The 15,443-nt window shown below is 62.4% G+C and carries 14 protein-coding genes; 10 read left to right on the plus strand and 4 right to left on the minus strand.

Annotation, left to right across the window (positions count from 1 at the left end):
* Positions 1 to 74: 74 nt before the first annotated feature.
* A complete protein-coding gene (locus ACQKP2_RS07715; RefSeq protein WP_427575667.1) occupies positions 75 to 419 on the plus strand; it encodes a hypothetical protein in 345 nt (114 codons plus the stop codon).
* Between the two features lie 334 nt (positions 420 to 753).
* Here the strand turns inward: ACQKP2_RS07715 and ACQKP2_RS07720 are convergent, their stop codons facing one another.
* Positions 754 to 1,392 (minus strand): paraquat-inducible protein A, encoded by a 639-nt coding sequence (locus tag ACQKP2_RS07720; RefSeq protein ID WP_427575742.1) that lies wholly within the window; start codon positions 1,390 to 1,392, stop codon positions 754 to 756.
* A gap of 228 nt (positions 1,393 to 1,620) precedes the next feature.
* Between ACQKP2_RS07720 and ACQKP2_RS07725 the strand changes: the two genes are divergently transcribed.
* A complete protein-coding gene (locus ACQKP2_RS07725) occupies positions 1,621 to 2,241 on the plus strand; it encodes a paraquat-inducible protein A (RefSeq protein ID WP_427575668.1) in 621 nt (206 codons plus the stop codon).
* Entirely contained in the window at positions 2,234 to 4,546 is a 2,313-nt protein-coding gene (locus ACQKP2_RS07730; protein ID WP_427575669.1) for an MlaD family protein, read from the plus strand. The genes ACQKP2_RS07725 and ACQKP2_RS07730 overlap by 8 nt, the downstream gene beginning before the upstream one ends.
* A 206-nt stretch (positions 4,547 to 4,752) precedes the next feature.
* Here ACQKP2_RS07730 and prpR read toward each other — a convergent pair whose 3' ends face one another.
* Positions 4,753 to 6,705, minus strand: coding sequence for a propionate catabolism operon regulatory protein PrpR (prpR, locus tag ACQKP2_RS07735; protein ID WP_427575670.1), 1,953 nt, complete (start codon positions 6,703 to 6,705; stop codon positions 4,753 to 4,755).
* A 199-nt stretch (positions 6,706 to 6,904) separates the two neighbouring features.
* Between prpR and ACQKP2_RS07740 the strand changes: the two genes are divergently transcribed.
* The 7 genes from ACQKP2_RS07740 (at position 6,905) to ACQKP2_RS07770 (ending at position 12,594) form a co-directional block, all read left to right on the plus strand.
* A complete protein-coding gene (locus tag ACQKP2_RS07740; RefSeq protein WP_427575671.1) occupies positions 6,905 to 7,963 on the plus strand; it encodes a phosphotransferase family protein in 1,059 nt (352 codons plus the stop codon).
* Positions 7,960 to 8,316 (plus strand): DUF6285 domain-containing protein, encoded by a 357-nt coding sequence (locus ACQKP2_RS07745; RefSeq protein ID WP_427575672.1) that lies wholly within the window; start codon positions 7,960 to 7,962, stop codon positions 8,314 to 8,316. The genes ACQKP2_RS07740 and ACQKP2_RS07745 overlap by 4 nt, the downstream gene beginning before the upstream one ends.
* Positions 8,317 to 8,369: 53 nt before the next feature.
* Positions 8,370 to 9,542 carry an acyl-CoA dehydrogenase family protein gene (locus ACQKP2_RS07750; protein WP_427575673.1) on the plus strand — a complete coding sequence of 391 codons (1,173 nt, stop codon included), beginning with the start codon at positions 8,370 to 8,372 and terminating at the stop codon, positions 9,540 to 9,542.
* Entirely contained in the window at positions 9,542 to 10,309 is a 768-nt protein-coding gene (locus ACQKP2_RS07755; protein ID WP_427575674.1) for an SDR family NAD(P)-dependent oxidoreductase, read from the plus strand. The genes ACQKP2_RS07750 and ACQKP2_RS07755 overlap by 1 nt, the downstream gene beginning before the upstream one ends.
* Positions 10,310 to 10,393: 84 nt before the next feature.
* Complete coding sequence (locus ACQKP2_RS07760; protein WP_427575675.1) at positions 10,394 to 12,046, plus strand: long-chain-fatty-acid--CoA ligase; 1,653 nt, start codon at positions 10,394 to 10,396, stop codon at positions 12,044 to 12,046.
* 234 nt (positions 12,047 to 12,280) lie between these two features.
* On the plus strand, positions 12,281 to 12,424 hold the full coding sequence (locus tag ACQKP2_RS07765; protein WP_427575676.1) for a DUF485 domain-containing protein: 144 nt from the start codon (positions 12,281 to 12,283) through the stop codon (positions 12,422 to 12,424).
* Positions 12,421 to 12,594 carry a hypothetical protein gene (locus ACQKP2_RS07770; RefSeq protein ID WP_427575677.1) on the plus strand — a complete coding sequence of 58 codons (174 nt, stop codon included), beginning with the start codon at positions 12,421 to 12,423 and terminating at the stop codon, positions 12,592 to 12,594. Before ACQKP2_RS07765 ends, ACQKP2_RS07770 begins: the two co-directional genes overlap by 4 nt.
* A 402-nt stretch (positions 12,595 to 12,996) precedes the next feature.
* Here the strand turns inward: ACQKP2_RS07770 and ACQKP2_RS07775 are convergent, their stop codons facing one another.
* Positions 12,997 to 13,917 carry an NAD(P)-dependent oxidoreductase gene (locus ACQKP2_RS07775; RefSeq protein WP_427575678.1) on the minus strand — a complete coding sequence of 307 codons (921 nt, stop codon included), beginning with the start codon at positions 13,915 to 13,917 and terminating at the stop codon, positions 12,997 to 12,999.
* A 56-nt stretch (positions 13,918 to 13,973) separates the two neighbouring features.
* A complete protein-coding gene (locus ACQKP2_RS07780) occupies positions 13,974 to 15,353 on the minus strand; it encodes an aspartate aminotransferase family protein (RefSeq protein WP_427575679.1) in 1,380 nt (459 codons plus the stop codon).
* Positions 15,354 to 15,443: the final 90 nt, after the last annotated feature.

The following is a 15,443-nucleotide window of genomic DNA, read 5'->3' on the forward strand; positions in this document are numbered from 1 at the left end:
ATATCAAAGCCGTGATTAGTCGCCACGTTTTTTCGAAATAGCTCCATTGAAGGTAGAAGATCGGGGAGAGAAAAATGTTCACGAAAACGGGCAATTCTTTTCTGACTCCAGAGCAGTATGCAGCGGAGATTGCTAAAGCTCTTCATGCGGAGCTTGGTGAAACGCATCAGGCGACGAAAACATTGATGCGTTGGACAAGCGCAAACGAGCGGACAGTTAAGAATTGGCTGGCCGGAGTCAATGGCCCTCGAGGCGAGCATTTGGTGGCACTGGTGAAGCACTCTGACCATGCCTTAGCTGCGTTTCTCGGAATGGCAGAGAGACCGCATGCATTGACTGCATCGGAGCTCCCATTGCTAAGGCAGAAGCTTCAGATGGTGTTAGAGGGGATTGATACTTGCCTAACGCTTAGAGATTGATCTTTGCAACCTGACGGAAAACAAAAAGTTTTCACTTGTTAGGGGGGGCGCTTTTGGCCGTTCTCTGCCCGATGCTTCAGGCGGTAGTCGGTCAATCGTTGTCAGTGAGCGTCTTCGTTTTTAAGGCAATTCAATCCAGTTAGGACGATCTGCCTTGGCCATGGCTGACTAAAAGTCCACCACGCGTGCGCAGCTGGCGGCGCCATTGACTTGAACATATCTCACATTGGACAAAGTCAACTGCATTGAGGCGCCACTTTCTGACTAACCTCCTTGGTTTTCTTGTGCAACTCCGGGACGCGATAGCGTTTGATCCGAGCCAGTAACACCAAGGCTACTCGCTGGATAGAGTTTCCCACACCTGATAGGACGACATATTCAGCTCCAGCCAGACCTGGGTGAGCAGCAGCGCGACGAAGCAGGCCAGGCCTATGCCCAGGCTCAGGTCGGCAATGTCAATCAACTTGACGATGGATACCAGGATCGCGAACAGGTAGACCTCGAGCATGCCCCATTCGCGCAGGTGGTGATAAGCGCGGTAGAGCCGCATGCCGGTACCGCGCGCCACCTTGAACCGCAGGCTCAACAGCACCAGCAACTGGCACAGCAGCTTGACCAGGGGGATCGCCATGCTACTCAACAGCACCAGCACGGCGACCCCCGGCATACCGCTTTCGAACAGCCCGAGCACTCCGGTCCAGACCGTTTCGCTGCGGGTCTGCCCGAGAAGGGTCAGGTGCATGATCGGCAGGAAGTTGGCCGGGATGTAGAGAAGCAGGGCGGTCAGGACTAGGGCGAAGCAGCGACGTTGCCACTGCTGGCGGTGCACAGCCAGCTCGAAGCCACAACGCGGGCAGCAGCTTTTTTCGCCGGGTTCGAGCGGTTCCCGGCGCATCAGCAGGTCGCATTCATGGCAAGCGACCAGCGCTTCCAAGGGAAGGTTCGTCAAGTTGCCGGTGTAGGTTTGGGGCATAGGACCAGTCGGTCTCCAGAAGAGCGCGGGTTCAGAGAAAATATTATTCAAATGAGCCATTGTTGACTCATTAGGTCTTGAAAAGTACCATTCGCGCCCTTTTCAATCAAGCCTTAGGTAAGTCATGGGCAATTTGCGCGCAGTAGGAATGGCAGGGACACAAGCCCTGAATGAGTGTTCGACGCCCGCCGGGGCCCGTCAGGCGGGCGTCACCCGAGGAGGGTAGCCATGCGTGCAATCGATGCCTGTATCCAGGTCTGCGGCGAATGCCATCAACTCAACCCCATCGACCACCGGCAGCCTGCGTATTGCAGTCGATGTCAGGCGCTGTTGCATGTGCGCCGCCCCGACAGCATCAGGCGGACCTGGGCCTTGCTGATCACGGCAATGCTTCTCTACATCCCGGCCAACCTGCTGCCGATCATGACCGTCAGTGTCTTTGGCAAGGGGGCACCGGCCACCATCATGAGCGGGGTGGTAAGCCTGTTGCAGCTGGGGATGATCCCCATCGCCCTGGTGGTGTTCGTGGCCAGTATCGTGGTGCCCACCTTCAAGTTGGCGGGGATTGCGCTGCTGCTCTTTTCGGTGCAGCGATACCCGCCGATGTCTGCCCGCCAGCGGATCATCATGTACCGCTTCATCGAAGGGGTGGGGCGCTGGTCGATGCTCGACATCTTTGTCATCGCCATCCTGGTGGCACTGGTGAACTTCGGCAACCTGGCGCGCATCGAGGCCAATCTCGGCGCCGCCGCCTTCGCCAGCGTGGTGGTACTGACCATGCTGGCCGCAGTGACTTTCGATCCCCGGCTGATATGGGACAACACCAACTTGGACAATGAAAATGAGTGACCTGCCCATCCCAAAAAAACACCCAACCTCCAACTGGTCAGCGATCTGGATCCTGCCCCTGTTGGCCCTGGTCATTGGTGCCTGGCTGGCCTGGCGTGCCTACGACGAGGCCGGCCCGATCATCCAGGTGCGCTTCGAGAGTGGCGACGGTATCCAGGCCAGGAAGACCGAGGTGCTGTACAAGGGCATTTCGGTCGGCAAGGTGGTGGATCTGAGTGTCAGTGACGACATCAAGGGAGTCCTTGCCTCCATCGAAATGACCAAGGAAACACAGAGGTATCTAAATGAAGATACTCACTTCTGGCTGGTCAAGCCGCGGGTGTCCCTGGCCGGCGTCACCGGCCTGGAGACCCTGGTCTCCGGGGTCTACATCGCGGTGGATCCGGCAAAGGGGGATAAGGGCGATCAAGGGGTTCGTTCCTTCACGGCCTTGAAGGAACCGCCACCGATGTCGGAAAAGGTTCCGGGCCTGCACATCACTCTCAAGGCCGAGCGTCTGGGCTCCATCGAGCAGGGCAGTCCGGTGTTCTACAAGCAGATCCTGGTGGGCCAGGTGAAGAACTTCCAGCTTGGCGAGGACCGGCGCACCATCGAGATCAAGGTGCATATCGAGCCGGGTTATGCGGATCTGGTGCGCAAGCACACGCGTTTCTGGAACGCCAGCGGGATCTCGATCTCCGGTGGCCTGTCGGGGTTCAAGGTGCGCAGCGAATCGCTGCTGACCCTGGCCGCCGGTGGCATTTCCTTCGCGACTCCGGACAACCATCGCGACAGTCCGCCAACTGACTCCAGCAAGCCCTTCCGCTTGTACGAGGACTATGACGCGGCCCAGGTCGGCCTGCGGGTGACGCTGAAGATGAAGGACCTGAGCGACATTCAGCCGGGACAAACGCAAGTTATGTACAACGGCGTGCAGGTCGGCCTGGTCAAAAACGTCGACATGAACCAGGACTTCAGCGGCGCCACCGCCGAGCTGGCGATGGACCCGCGGGTCGAGGCCCTGCTGCTGGAGGGCACCGAGTTCTGGGCTGTGAAGCCGAATATCTCGCTGGCCGGGATCACCGGCCTGGACGCCTTGGTCAAGGGCAACTATATCGCCGTGCGTTTCGCCAGGAACGGAGCGCCGCGGCGCGAGTTCAGCATCCGCTCCAAGGCACCGCCCATGGATATGAACGTGCCTGGCCTGCACCTGGTGTTGACCAGCGACAGGCGTGGCTCAGTCGAGGTCGGTGCGCCCGTGCTCTACCGGCAGATCCGCGTCGGCAGCGTGCAGAGTTACCAGCTGTCGGCGAACAATCAGCAGGTGATGATCGGGGTGCATATCGAGCCCGAGTTCACTCGCCTGGTGAACAGCTCCACGCGCTTCTGGAACGCCAGCGGCGTGACCCTGAGCGGTGACCTCACAGGGCTGAAGGTCAAGAGCGAGTCGTTGCAGACCCTGATCAATGGCGGGATCTCTTTCGACACTCTTGACCCGAAGGCGCCGGCCTCGGGCAAGGAGCGACGTTTCTCCCTCTACGACAGTGAAGAAGCCGCCATGGCCCGGGGAGTGGAAATCCAGCTGAGCGTCGAGGATGGCGAAGGGTTGCGCGAAGGCACACCGATTCGTTTCAAGGGGCTGGCGATCGGCAAGGTCGAGAGTATCGATTTGGAAACCGACCTGTCCGGCGTGCAGCTCAAGGCGCGCCTGTTGGCCAGCGGCGAACAGTTCGCCCGTAGCGGCACGCGCTTCTGGGTGGTGCGTCCGGCGCTCGGTCTGCTGCGCACGGAAAACCTCGGCACCCTGGTCAGCGGACCCTATATCGAGGCCTTGGCCAGTCATCGTCCGGGTGAGCGCCAGACGCGCTTTCAGACCCTGGCCGAAGCACCGAACCTCTTGGGGCTTGGCAATGGCCTGCGGCTGACCCTCAGCGCCGCGGACAAGGGCTCGATCAAGCTCGGCAGCCCGGTGACCTACCGTAAAATGCCGGTGGGCAAGGTCATCGACATGAGCCTGGGGCAGCAGGCAGACCGGGTGCTGATCAGCATTCTCATCGAACCGCGTTATGCGCCTCTGGTGCGCACCGGCAGCCGCTTCTGGAACGCCAGCGGCGTCGGGTTCGAGGCTGACCTGTTCAAGGGCGTTTCGGTGCGCACCGAGTCCCTGGAGGCCATGGTGGCAGGCGGCATCGCCTTCGCCACGCCGGACAACGGGGAAATGGGCGAACTGGCCAAGCCGGGCCAGACCTACCCCCTGTTCGATGCGGTAGACGAAAAGTGGCTGGAGTGGGCGCCGAGGATCTCGCTTAAGGAAGCCATGCAGTGATTGCGTCATCACTTTTTAGCCAATGCAAAAGCAGTCAACTGATACCTGGGCATCTGATTTGTGTCGCTCTCTTCGCTGCCGGCTGTGCTTTTGCTGCGCAAGCCCGGGAGCCGCTGCCTTCGGTGCGCCAGGTCACTGAGCAACATGGCTGTGGTTAAGTTCCAGCTGCGCAGGCTCATGAAGGGTGGATTACGCTCATGGCTCACTCAATGCGCGGACCGGAGCCGTCGCCACAAGGTGGTCCGGCTGATGCCAAGGCGACGCGCAGCTTCGTCGAGATTGCCCTGGCAGCTTTCCAGCGTCTCCTGTACATGGCGTAGCTGTGCGGCCTTGCCGATCGTGTGCAGATCGGTTTCGCGTGGCGACTTTTTCCGGGCGGGAGACAGGGGCGGGTCTTCACACAGTTCGGGTAGCACGCGAGCCAGATACTGTTCATCCATGCCGTGCTCGCGTAGCAGTTCGCGGGCCGAGAGCATCGCGCGCTCGATCACGTTTTCCAGTTCCCGAACATTGCCTGGCCAGGCGTAACGTGTCAGGTACGGCAGCAGGGCGGCCGGTATGTCTGCGGCGCCTGGCGGCTGGCCCTGAACCAGCAGGCGCTGGCTGATGCCCTGGCAGATCAGGGCGATATCCTCAGGCCGCTCACGCAATGGTGTGGTCTGTAGGCGCAGAATGTTCAGCCGGTAGTACAGATCGGTACGAAACTCGCCATCATCCATGGCGGCACGCAAGTCCTGGTGAGTGGCGGCGATGATGCGTACGTCGATGGAAATCGGTTCGGTGCCGCCCAGGCGCAGTACCTCACGTTCCTGCAGCACACGTAGCAGGCGTGTTTGCAGTGATACAGGCATGTCACCGATCTCGTCGAGAAACAGCGTGCCGCGGTGCGCCGCTTCGAGCAGACCGGGCTTGCCGCCTTTGCGCGAGCCGCTGAAGGCGCCTTCCTCGTAGCCGAACAGTTCGCTTTCCAGCAGCGACTCTGGAAACGCCGCGCAGTTGATGGCGACGAAGGGACCCTGGCGGCGTGGGCTCTCGTTATGGATGCCTTGGGCCAGCAACTCCTTGCCGGTGCCGCTCTCACCGGTGATCAGGATAGTCGAATGGCTGGCGGCGAAACGCTTGGCCAGCTGTAGCATGTCGCGGTTGACCTTGCTGTTGCCGCTTAGCTGTTCGAGCCGGTAGCGGGCGATGAACGCACCCGGGCGGCGGGTGGACCGGATGCGCTGGTCCGCCCGCTGCACGGCGGTGGTGTCCTGGCAGGTCAAGACGAGGCCGGTACGCTGGCCGTTCTCCAGGACAGGCAGCAGATTGCTGACCACTGCATGCGAGCCGAGCCGGATCACCCGGTTTTCCTCGCCACCGCCATCCTGCAACGCCTGCTGCAAGTCCAGTTCCGGACACAGCTGCTGCAGTGGCCGGCCCAGCGCGGCGCTGACCGGCAACTCCAGCAATTGGGCCAGGGCCGGGTTGAGCGACTGCACCACACCCTGGTTGTCGACCGCCGCCACGCCGGTGGGGATGTGTTGCAGTACGGCATTCAAGTGCCGCCGTTTGGCGATCTCGATGCGTTGGCTGTCAAGGATGCCCAAGGCTTCCTCGAGCGCCTTGCGTATCGTGTCCTCGCTCAGCGACAGCACACCGTGCAGTCCTGCCTGTTCCGCTAGCTCCACCACCGTCGACGAGCCGATGATGCTGCGGCAATCCAGTTGGGCTGCCTGCTCGACTGCCTGACGGGCCTCTTCGAGGGACGTGTAAGCGGCCTGGTGAACCTTTACGGTGAACAGCGCGCTGATGGCCTGCAGGTCGTGGTCGATGTGGTTGTAGCTGAGCAAGGCTACCTGCGAGGAGTGCTCCCGGGCCTGCCCCAGCGCACGCAGCAGATCACCGCCGCCAACCTGCATCGTCAGTACCGGTCGTGCCAGGTGCTTGCGCAAGTAGGCGGCAGTGGCGCCGGCGCAGACAAACACGTCGACCTCGCCACGCTGTTCCATCTCGCGGGCGGTCTGCAGCGCTTCAGACACCGAAGTGTCGAGCACTTCGATATGGGTGTCGGGGTAGTCCATCGTAAGCCCGGCCACCACATGGGCGAGCCGGCTGCGTTGCCGGGGGCGTTGCAGGTGGCTGATCAGCACGACGACCTGAGAGGTGGGGGCGTTCATGGTGGGGTCCGTTCAAAAATGCAATGCTTCCATGATGAACTAATTCGTTTCACATATGAAATATTGCGCATATCCATAGTTCGCCAGGAAATACCGGACGCCAGGTTTTACGGGGCCTCCAGCCGAATCATGCGGAGTTGGCCCAAGCATTGCTCCAGGTGACCTGCACCTCAAAACCAAAGGCAGGATCCATTGATTCATGAGCAGTTCCTCTACGAATTCTCCGGCCAGCGATGCAGTCGCGGCCATGACTGACGATCACCGCCTGGTCGACTTCATCCGTGAGCATGCTTTGGCGACACGCGTTGTCATCCAGGCTCGCAAACGCTTGAGCGGCGGTGCCATCCAGGAAAACTGGCTGCTCGGACTGCTGATCGAGGGCGGCCCATGGGCCGGCGCCCGGCGCTGGGTGTTGCGCAGCGATGCGCTCTCCGCGCTGCCGGCCAGCCTCAACCGAGAGCAGGAGTTCGCTGTGCTGCAAGTGGTCCACAAGGCCGGGGTGAAAGTGCCGCGGCCGCTCTGGTTGTGCCGCGATGTGCGTGTCCACGGGCGAGTGTTCTTCCTGATGGAGTACATGCCAGGTGTCGCTGCCGGACGCCTGCTCAGCGCGGATGCCGGAGACAATGGCCAGGCGCGGCTGGCGACGCAGCTCGGCGCCAACCTGGCGCGCCTGCATCAGGTGCACCCGCCGTGCGCAGCGCTGGACTTCCTGCCGGTTCCGGACGGTTCGCCGGCCCTGGCCACCGTCAGCGCCTATCGCCGCTACCTTGACACCCTCGCCGATGCCTATCCGGTACTGGAATGGGGCCTACGCTGGTGCGAACTACATGCGCCGCACAGCAGCGCCCTTTGTCTGCTGCACCGCGACTACCGCACCGGTAACTATTTGGCCAGCGAGCAGGGGTTGGAAGCTGTGCTCGACTGGGAATTCACCGGCTGGGGCGACCCTTGCGAAGACCTCGGCTGGTTCACCGCCCGCTGCTGGCGTTTCACGCGCCCTGACCTCGAAGCCGGTGGCATCGGCCTGCTGGAGGACTTCCTGCGCGGCTACCACCAGGTGTCCCCGCTGCGCATCGAGCGCAGCGAACTGCACTACTGGCAGGTCATGGCGACCCTGCGCTGGGCAGTGATCGCCCTCCAGCAAGGGCAGCGCCACCTGTCCGGCGAAGAACCTTCCCTTGAACTGGCGCTGACCGCGTGCCTGCTGCCGGAGCTCGAGCTCGACATCTTGAACATGACTGGTGGAGATGCGCCATGACTCAGCCGCACGCCCATGAACTACTCGAGATCGCTCGCCTGACCTTGCTGGAGCAGGTTCTGCCTGCGTTGGCCGGGGAGCTGCGTTACCCGACGCTGATGATCGCCAATGCCATGGCCATCGCTGCCCGCGAAAGTCGCCTGCAAGCGCGCACCTGCATTCAGGAGCAGGCGCATCTGGCCATCCTGGTCGACGGGGCAAGTGCGCACTTGCACGAGACCCGCCGTCAATTGGCCCGCGACATTCGCCAGGGATGCCATGACGACCCGCAGTGTCAGCGCACCCTGATAGAAGCATTGCGCGAGGTGACCCTCGCCCGATTGGCGATCAGCAACCCTAAGGCCATGCCCTGAGCACAACGAACCGTACCTTTTCCCCGGACCGACAGGAATAAAGAAGGACAGTCATGAATTTCACCCTACCGGACGAACTGCTTGCATTGCAGGCCAAAACCCGCGATTTCATCGCCGAACAGGTCATCCCGTTCGAGAACGACCCTCGCCACGATACCCACGGCCCCAGCGACGCCCTGCGCCAAGACCTGCTGGCCAAGGCTCGCACCGCCGGTCTGCTGACACCCCACGCCAGCCCCGAAATGGGTGGCCTGGGCCTGAGCCATGTGGCCAAGGCAATCGTCTTCGAAGAGGCCGGTTATTCGCCACTGGGGCCGGTGGCGCTGAATATTCACGCCCCGGACGAAGGCAATATCCACCTGATGGACGTGGTGGCCACCGACGCCCAGAAGGACCGCTGGCTGCGCCCGCTGGTCCAGGGCCATGCCCGATCCTGCTTCGCTATGACCGAACCGGCGCCGGGCTCGGGCTCCGATCCGTCGATGCTGCGCACCAGCGCCACCCGCGATGGCGACGACTACCTGATCAATGGCCGCAAATGGCTGATCACCGGGGCCGAGGGCGCTGACTTCGGCATCATCATGGCGCGCATGGAGGACGGCTCGGCGACCATGTTCCTGACCGATATGCAGCGTGACGGGATCATCCACGAACGTCAGCTCAATACGCTGGACAGCTGCTTCACCGGCGGCCACGGGCAGTTGCGCTTCGACAACCTGCGGGTGCCGGCAAGCGATGTGCTGGGCGAGATCGGCAAGGGTTTCCGGTATGCCCAGGTGCGTCTGGCGCCCGCGCGGCTCACCCACTGCATGCGCTGGCTGGGGGCCGCTCGACGTGCCCATGACATCGCCTGCGACTATGCGCGCACCCGCGACGCCTTCGGCAAGCCGCTGGGCGAGCATCAGGGCGTAGGCTTCATGCTGGCCGACAACATGATGGACTTGCACGTGGTGCGCCTGGCGGTCTGGCACTGCGCCTGGGTGCTGGACCAGGGCCAGCGCGCCAATGTCGACTCGAGCATGGCGAAGGTGATCAGCGCGGAAGCGTTGTGGCGGGTGGTTGATCGTTGCGTGCAAGTCCTCGGCGGGCGCGGGGTGACCGGGGATACCGTGGTCGAGCGGATCTTCCGCGATATACGCCCGTTCCGCATCTACGACGGCCCGAGCGAAGTGCACCGCATGAGCCTGGCGAAAAAGCTCCTCGACCAGCGTCAGGGAGCACACTGATGCAGCCAACCCTTGCCCGACTGTTCGCCCTTGATGGGCGCCGTGCCCTGGTGACCGGCGCCTCCAGCGGCCTTGGCCGACATTTCGCCATGACACTGGCTGCGGCGGGTGCAGAGGTGGTGGTGACCGCCAGGCGGTTGGCACCACTGCAGAGCCTGGTCGAATCCATCGAGCTGGCCGGTGGTCGCTCCCGGGCCTTCGCCCTCGATGTGACCTGCCGTGACGATGTGTGCCGGGTGCTCGACGCCGCGGGCCCGCTGGATGTGCTGGTCAACAACGCGGGGGTGAGCGACAGCCAGCCCTTGCTCGATTGCGACGATGAAAGCTGGGACCGTGTGCTCGACACCAACCTCAAGGGCGCCTGGGTGGTGGCCCAGGAAAGCGCCCGGCGGATGATCGCCGCGGGGCAGGGTGGCAGCCTGATCAATGTCACCTCGATCCTCGCCAGCCGCGTGGCCGGTGCCGTCGGCCCCTATCTCGCGGCCAAGGCTGGCCTGGCGCACCTGACCCGCGCCATGGCCCTGGAGCTGGCGCGTCATGGCATCCGTGTGAACGCCCTGGCACCAGGGTACGTGATGACCGATCTGAACGAAGCGTTCCTGGCCAGCGAGGCCGGGGAGAAGCTGCGCTCGCGCATCCCCAGTCGGCGCTTCAGCCAGCCGGCGGACCTGGATGGCGCCTTGCTGCTGCTCGCCAGCGATGCCGGGCGGGCCATGAGCGGCGCGGAGATCGTGGTCGATGGCGGCCATCTGTGCGGCAGCCTGTAAAACGCACCGAAGCAAGAACAACAAGAAACAGGAGATGTGTATGTACGTTCAATGCCTGGGCAGCGTGCTGATGGGGTGCCTGTCATGATGACCCCGACCTTCGAGCATGAGCTTGCCCCCAACGAAGCCAACCATGTGCCGCTTTCGCCGCTGTCGTTCCTCAAGCGCGCTGCCCAGGTGTATCCGCAGCGCGATGCGGTGGTCTACGGCGCCCGGCGCTACAGCTACCAGCAGTTGCACCAGCGCAGCCGCGCCCTGGCCAGCGCCCTGGAGCGAGTCGGCGTGCAGACGGGCGAGCGGGTGGCGATACTGGCGCCGAACATCCCCGAGATGCTGGAGGCGCACTACGGTGTGCCCGGCGCGGGCGCCGTGCTCGTGAGCATCAATATTCGTCTGGAGGCGCGCAGCATCGCCTTTATCCTGCGCCATTGCGCGGCCAAGGTCCTGATCTGCGATCGCGAGTTCGGCGCGGTGGTCCACCAGGCGCTGGCGATGCTCGAAGCGCCGCCGCTGCTGGTGGGCATCGACGATGCCCAGGCGGAGGATTTCGACCTGGCCCATGACCTCGACTACGAGAGCTTCCTGGCCCAGGGCGATCCCGACCGACCGTTGAGCGCGCCCCACAACGAATGGCAGTCGATCGCCATCAACTACACCTCTGGCACCACCGGTGATCCCAAGGGTGTGGTCCTGCATCACCGTGGCGCCTACCTCAATGCCTGCGCCGGGGCGTTGGTCTTCCAGTTCGGGCCGCGCAGTGTATATCTGTGGACCTTGCCGATGTTCCACTGCAATGGCTGGAGCCATACCTGGGCAGTGACCCTTTCAGGCGGCACCCATGTGTGCCTGCGCAAGGTCCAGCCCCAGGCTATCCACGCCGCCATCGCCGAGCATGCCGTGACCCACCTGAGCGCCGCACCGGTGGTGATGTCGATGCTGCTCCACGCCGAGCATGCCGGTGTGCTTCCCAATCCGGTGTCGGTGATCACCGGCGGCGCCGCGCCGCCCAGCGCGGTGATCGCCGCCATGGAGGCGCGCGGCTACAGCATCACCCACGCCTACGGCATGACCGAAAGCTATGGCCCCAGCACCCTGTGCCTATGGCAACCGGGCATCGACGAGTTGCCTCTGGAGGCCCGCGCCCGGTTCATGAGCCGACAGGGTGTCGCCCACCCGATGCTCGAGGAAGTCACGGTGCTGGATATCGACACCGGTTGCCCGGTCCCGGCCGACGGCATCACCCTGGGCGAACTGGTGGTGCGTGGCAACACGGTGATGAAAGGCTACCTGCACAGTCCGGATGCCACCCGCCGCGCGCTGGCCAACGGCTGGCTGCACACCGGCGACCTGGCTGTGCTGCATCCGGACGGTTATGTGGAAATCAAGGACCGAGCCAAGGACATCATCATTTCCGGCGGCGAGAATATCAGCTCGCTGGAGATCGAGGAGGTGCTTTACCAACACCCCGAAGTGGTCGAGGCCGCCGTGGTGGCACGTCCCGACTCACGCTGGGGCGAGACACCCCATGCCTTCGTCACCCTGCGCGCCGATGCCCAGGCCAGTATCACCGGTGACGACCTGATCCGCTGGTGCCGCGAGCGCCTGGCGCATTTCAAGGCGCCGCGCCATGTCTCGCTGGTGGCACTGCCCAAGACCGCCACCGGCAAGATCCAGAAGTTCGTCTTGCGCGAGTGGGCCCGGCAACAGGAGGCTGAGACCACCGGCGCCGAACACTGATCGACCTGCAGCACCCGCACATCGGTTAACAACAAGTACGTTGCCCGAGGTGTCTCATGTCCAGCCTGTTATGCGCGCGTGTTCGTGCCAGTGCCCGGTTCCGGCAACTGGTGGCGCGCAGAACCGGTTTACCCTGAGCCGGTCCTTCTGATCCTGGTCATGTTCTATGGCTATGTCGCGTTGGTGTCGTTCTGACCCGAGCTGATTGCCAGGCCTCTGGCCCAGGGATCAAACATGACCTTCGGCGTCGCTTCCAGCGTGCTCCCGTTCCCGTTCTTCTGTGCGTTGTCGGGGTTCTATGTGTACCGTGCCAACCGTGAGTTCGATCGCCTGACCCAGGCGCTGGTCACCGGGCTGGAAGAGGAGCAGGGCGCATGAAGAAACTACTGCCTTTGTCCTTGCTGCTACCCGGGCCTTGGGGTGATGTCTTGCACATCTCCGGGCCGCTGTTCCCCTATACCCAGCCTGCGCTGTTTTCCATGCCATTGGCGTTTTTGGTGGCGTGTACCGTTTCCCGGTTGTACCGGACAGCGCGAGCCAAGGGTTGAAGGGAGGCATTCGCGGGCCAGTTCGTATGGGGCCAGACGGGCCTCGGGGCAATCGATCATTGAAACGCAAGCGGCCGCTGACGGATGAGTGTCAGCGGCCGCGTAACATGTTTCTTGAATCTGCTTGTCTCTCCATGCATGTAAGGAAGAGCTGCCATTACCTATGCAGCGAACACCCGGCTAGTAGCCCCTGAAGATCTCCCCGATGCTGGTAACGGGATGCCCCATGTGCTGTGCTGTCCCACGGTTGGCGTGGGAAGGCTTGGGGGCGAAAAGGGCGCTCAAGAAAATAGCCAGCGTCAAACCGGCCAGTAGAAAACCAAATCGGCGCATATGATCCTCCAGCGGTATTTTTATAGTTGTTGTCTTCGAGTTCGATCCGAAAGGTCTGTATACGCGCAGTTATTGCCCTGTCTCTTTCGAGGTGTCGCACTCGCGGGCGAACAACTGGGTGGTGGCCGCGATGTCCTGGTCGCCATAGCCCATGGATGCCGCGCGCTGCACGACCTGACACACCGCGTCGAAGACCGGTGTCCAGGCCCCTTGTGTGTGCAGGGATTCGGCAATGTGCGCGAAGGCGTCCGCATGCACATCGAGCCTCGCCTGATCGCCTGCGAAATCCCCTGCTTCGAGCCGGCGTACCGCTTCCTCGAGTGCATCGGCGACGAAAAAGCGTGAGGTGTCGAGCAGGAGCCGGGCCGTTTTCGAAACCGGCAGGCCAAACCGCTCGCTCGCACCCACGGCCTCGAAGAAAGTCACCATCGCCGCAAACGCATGCGCGTGGAGCACGGTCGCAAAGGCCATTGCTTCGTCCCAGGGAAGGAACACCGTATGGCCAGCGAGCCCTTCCAGCAGCGCCCGATGCCGCTCGAAGGCTTCACGATCACCGGTATGAATGCTGTGGCTTTCGCGATGGCCGACGTTGCGGGGGTAGGCCACGATCATCCCTTTGACATAATGGCCGCCCGTCCGATTGACGAGGCCCTGAAGCGCTAGGCCCTCGTCTGTTGCGATAGTCGTGTAATCGACGATCGTACGATTGGCGAGTGCACGCATCACACCCGGCATCCCGAGCACCCCGTGGGTCGCGTGGTTGTCCAGAAGGACGAAGATCGTGGCCGGGCTTGCGCTCAGCGCGGCTTCGGCACTGTCGCAGAGGTGAGCGCCAGCGGCGACGAGCGCCGCGGCCTTGCCGGGTGATCGATTCCAGATCGCGACGCGCTTGCCTTGCTGGAGCAACGCTTGGGCCATGATCGTTCCCATGGCACCGAGCCCGATCACGGACACATCGAACTCGAAGCTTTCATCATTTTGTTCACGCACGGTCAAACCCTCATGATTGTTGTTTTACGTGATATCCAACAGGAGCCGTTTTTTGCTCATGGCAGGTGCTGTGATCGAGCCCAGTCCGTCGCGTCAGCCAGCGTCCGCTCGAATGCGCTGAAGATCGCCTCGATATCGTCCTCCGTGGTAATCAATGGCGGACAGAACGCGATCGTGTCGTAGATGGCGCGAATGATCAGCCCGTGCTTGTGAGCCTGTTTAAATACGTAGCCTCCCAACGCACCTGGCTGGGCGAAGGGTTGGCGGGTGGCCTTGTCCGCAACCAGTTCGATCCCACCCATCAGCCCGACGCCTCGGACGTTGCCTACCAACGGGTGGTCTTCGAAAGCGCGCAGACGGCCCTGGAACACGGGGGCCAAGCGCTGGACATGGCCAACCAGGTCGCGCTCCTCGATGATGCGGATGTTTTCCAGCGCAACGGCGGTGGCGACGGGATGACCCGTGCAGGTCAAGCCATGCACGAACGCACCCAGCCGCTGGCTCTGGCTCACCAGGACGTCATTGATGGCATCGGATACCACCAGGGCCGCCAGCGGTTGATAGGAAGAGGTGAGCTGCTTGGAGAGCAACATGATATCGGGCTGGATGTCGTACAGTTGAGCGCCGAACATCGTGCCGAGCCTGCCAAAACCCGTGACGATTTCATCGATCACCACGAGGATGTCGTAGCGTTTGCACACCGTCTGGATCGCGGCCCAGTAGCCTTTGGGCGGCGGGATCACGCCACCCGCCGCGATGACCGGTTCGCCGATGAATGCGGCGATGGTTTCCGGCCCTTCAGCGAGGATCTGGCGCTCCAGTTCATTTGCCAGTCGGGCCGAAAAGGCTTCTTCGGTTTCATCTGGATGGGCAAACCGGTAAAAGTTCGGACATGTCAGGTGGTGGACAGGTATGGCAGGCAGATCGAAATCGCGATGAATCGAGGGTATTCCGGTCAAGCTCGCGGAGGCTACGGTGGTTCCGTGATAGGCCTGCTGGCGAGAGATGAATTTCTTCTTGCCGGGTTTGCCCAGCGCGTTGTTCACGTACCAGACCACCTTCACCATCGAGTCGCAGGCCTCGGAACCCGAGTTGGTGAAGAACACATGATTGAGATCGCCAGGCGTCAGCTCGGCCAGTTTGGCGGCGAGCGCCGACGCCGGAGCATTCGTCTTGTGGCTGAAGCTGTGATAGTACGGCAGCTGTTGGAACTGCTCGATGGCGGCGTCGACCAGGCGCTTTTCACTGAACCCCAACGCTGTACACCACAAGCCCGACATGGCTTCGATGTAGGCATTGCCCTTGTCATCGAAAACCCGCACGCCGTCGCCTCCGGCGATCACGAAAGGGCCCACCTCGCGGTGTTGTGCCAGGTTGGTGTACGGGTGGATGAGGGAAGACATATCGTTCTGTACGGTTGAAGTGACCTTGCTCATTGGCTTGTTTTCCTGCCGGAAACGGATTGGCGACTACATGTCACAGGTCTGCGTACGACGCATTGATTACCGGCGCCGCACGGTAGACCG

The sequence above is a fragment of the Pseudomonas sp. NPDC089569 genome (genome assembly GCF_050280625.1).
Lineage (GTDB): Bacteria > Pseudomonadota > Gammaproteobacteria > Pseudomonadales > Pseudomonadaceae > Aquipseudomonas.

Coding starts and splice junctions, on each gene's coding strand:
- prpR (WP_427575670.1), bottom strand. CDS start 6,705: ATGAACGCCCCCACCTCTCAGGTCGTCGTGCTGATCAGCCACCTGCAA.
- ACQKP2_RS07725 (WP_427575668.1), top strand. CDS start 1,621: ATGCGTGCAATCGATGCCTGTATCCAGGTCTGCGGCGAATGCCATCAA.
- ACQKP2_RS07750 (WP_427575673.1), top strand. CDS start 8,370: ATGAATTTCACCCTACCGGACGAACTGCTTGCATTGCAGGCCAAAACC.
- ACQKP2_RS07720 (WP_427575742.1), bottom strand. CDS start 1,392: ATGCCCCAAACCTACACCGGCAACTTGACGAACCTTCCCTTGGAAGCG.
- ACQKP2_RS07740 (WP_427575671.1), top strand. CDS start 6,905: ATGAGCAGTTCCTCTACGAATTCTCCGGCCAGCGATGCAGTCGCGGCC.
- ACQKP2_RS07715 (WP_427575667.1), top strand. CDS start 75: ATGTTCACGAAAACGGGCAATTCTTTTCTGACTCCAGAGCAGTATGCA.
- ACQKP2_RS07745 (WP_427575672.1), top strand. CDS start 7,960: ATGACTCAGCCGCACGCCCATGAACTACTCGAGATCGCTCGCCTGACC.
- ACQKP2_RS07770 (WP_427575677.1), top strand. CDS start 12,421: ATGAAGAAACTACTGCCTTTGTCCTTGCTGCTACCCGGGCCTTGGGGT.
- ACQKP2_RS07760 (WP_427575675.1), top strand. CDS start 10,394: ATGATGACCCCGACCTTCGAGCATGAGCTTGCCCCCAACGAAGCCAAC.
- ACQKP2_RS07755 (WP_427575674.1), top strand. CDS start 9,542: ATGCAGCCAACCCTTGCCCGACTGTTCGCCCTTGATGGGCGCCGTGCC.
- ACQKP2_RS07765 (WP_427575676.1), top strand. CDS start 12,281: ATGACCTTCGGCGTCGCTTCCAGCGTGCTCCCGTTCCCGTTCTTCTGT.
- ACQKP2_RS07730 (WP_427575669.1), top strand. CDS start 2,234: ATGAGTGACCTGCCCATCCCAAAAAAACACCCAACCTCCAACTGGTCA.
- ACQKP2_RS07780 (WP_427575679.1), bottom strand. CDS start 15,353: ATGAGCAAGGTCACTTCAACCGTACAGAACGATATGTCTTCCCTCATC.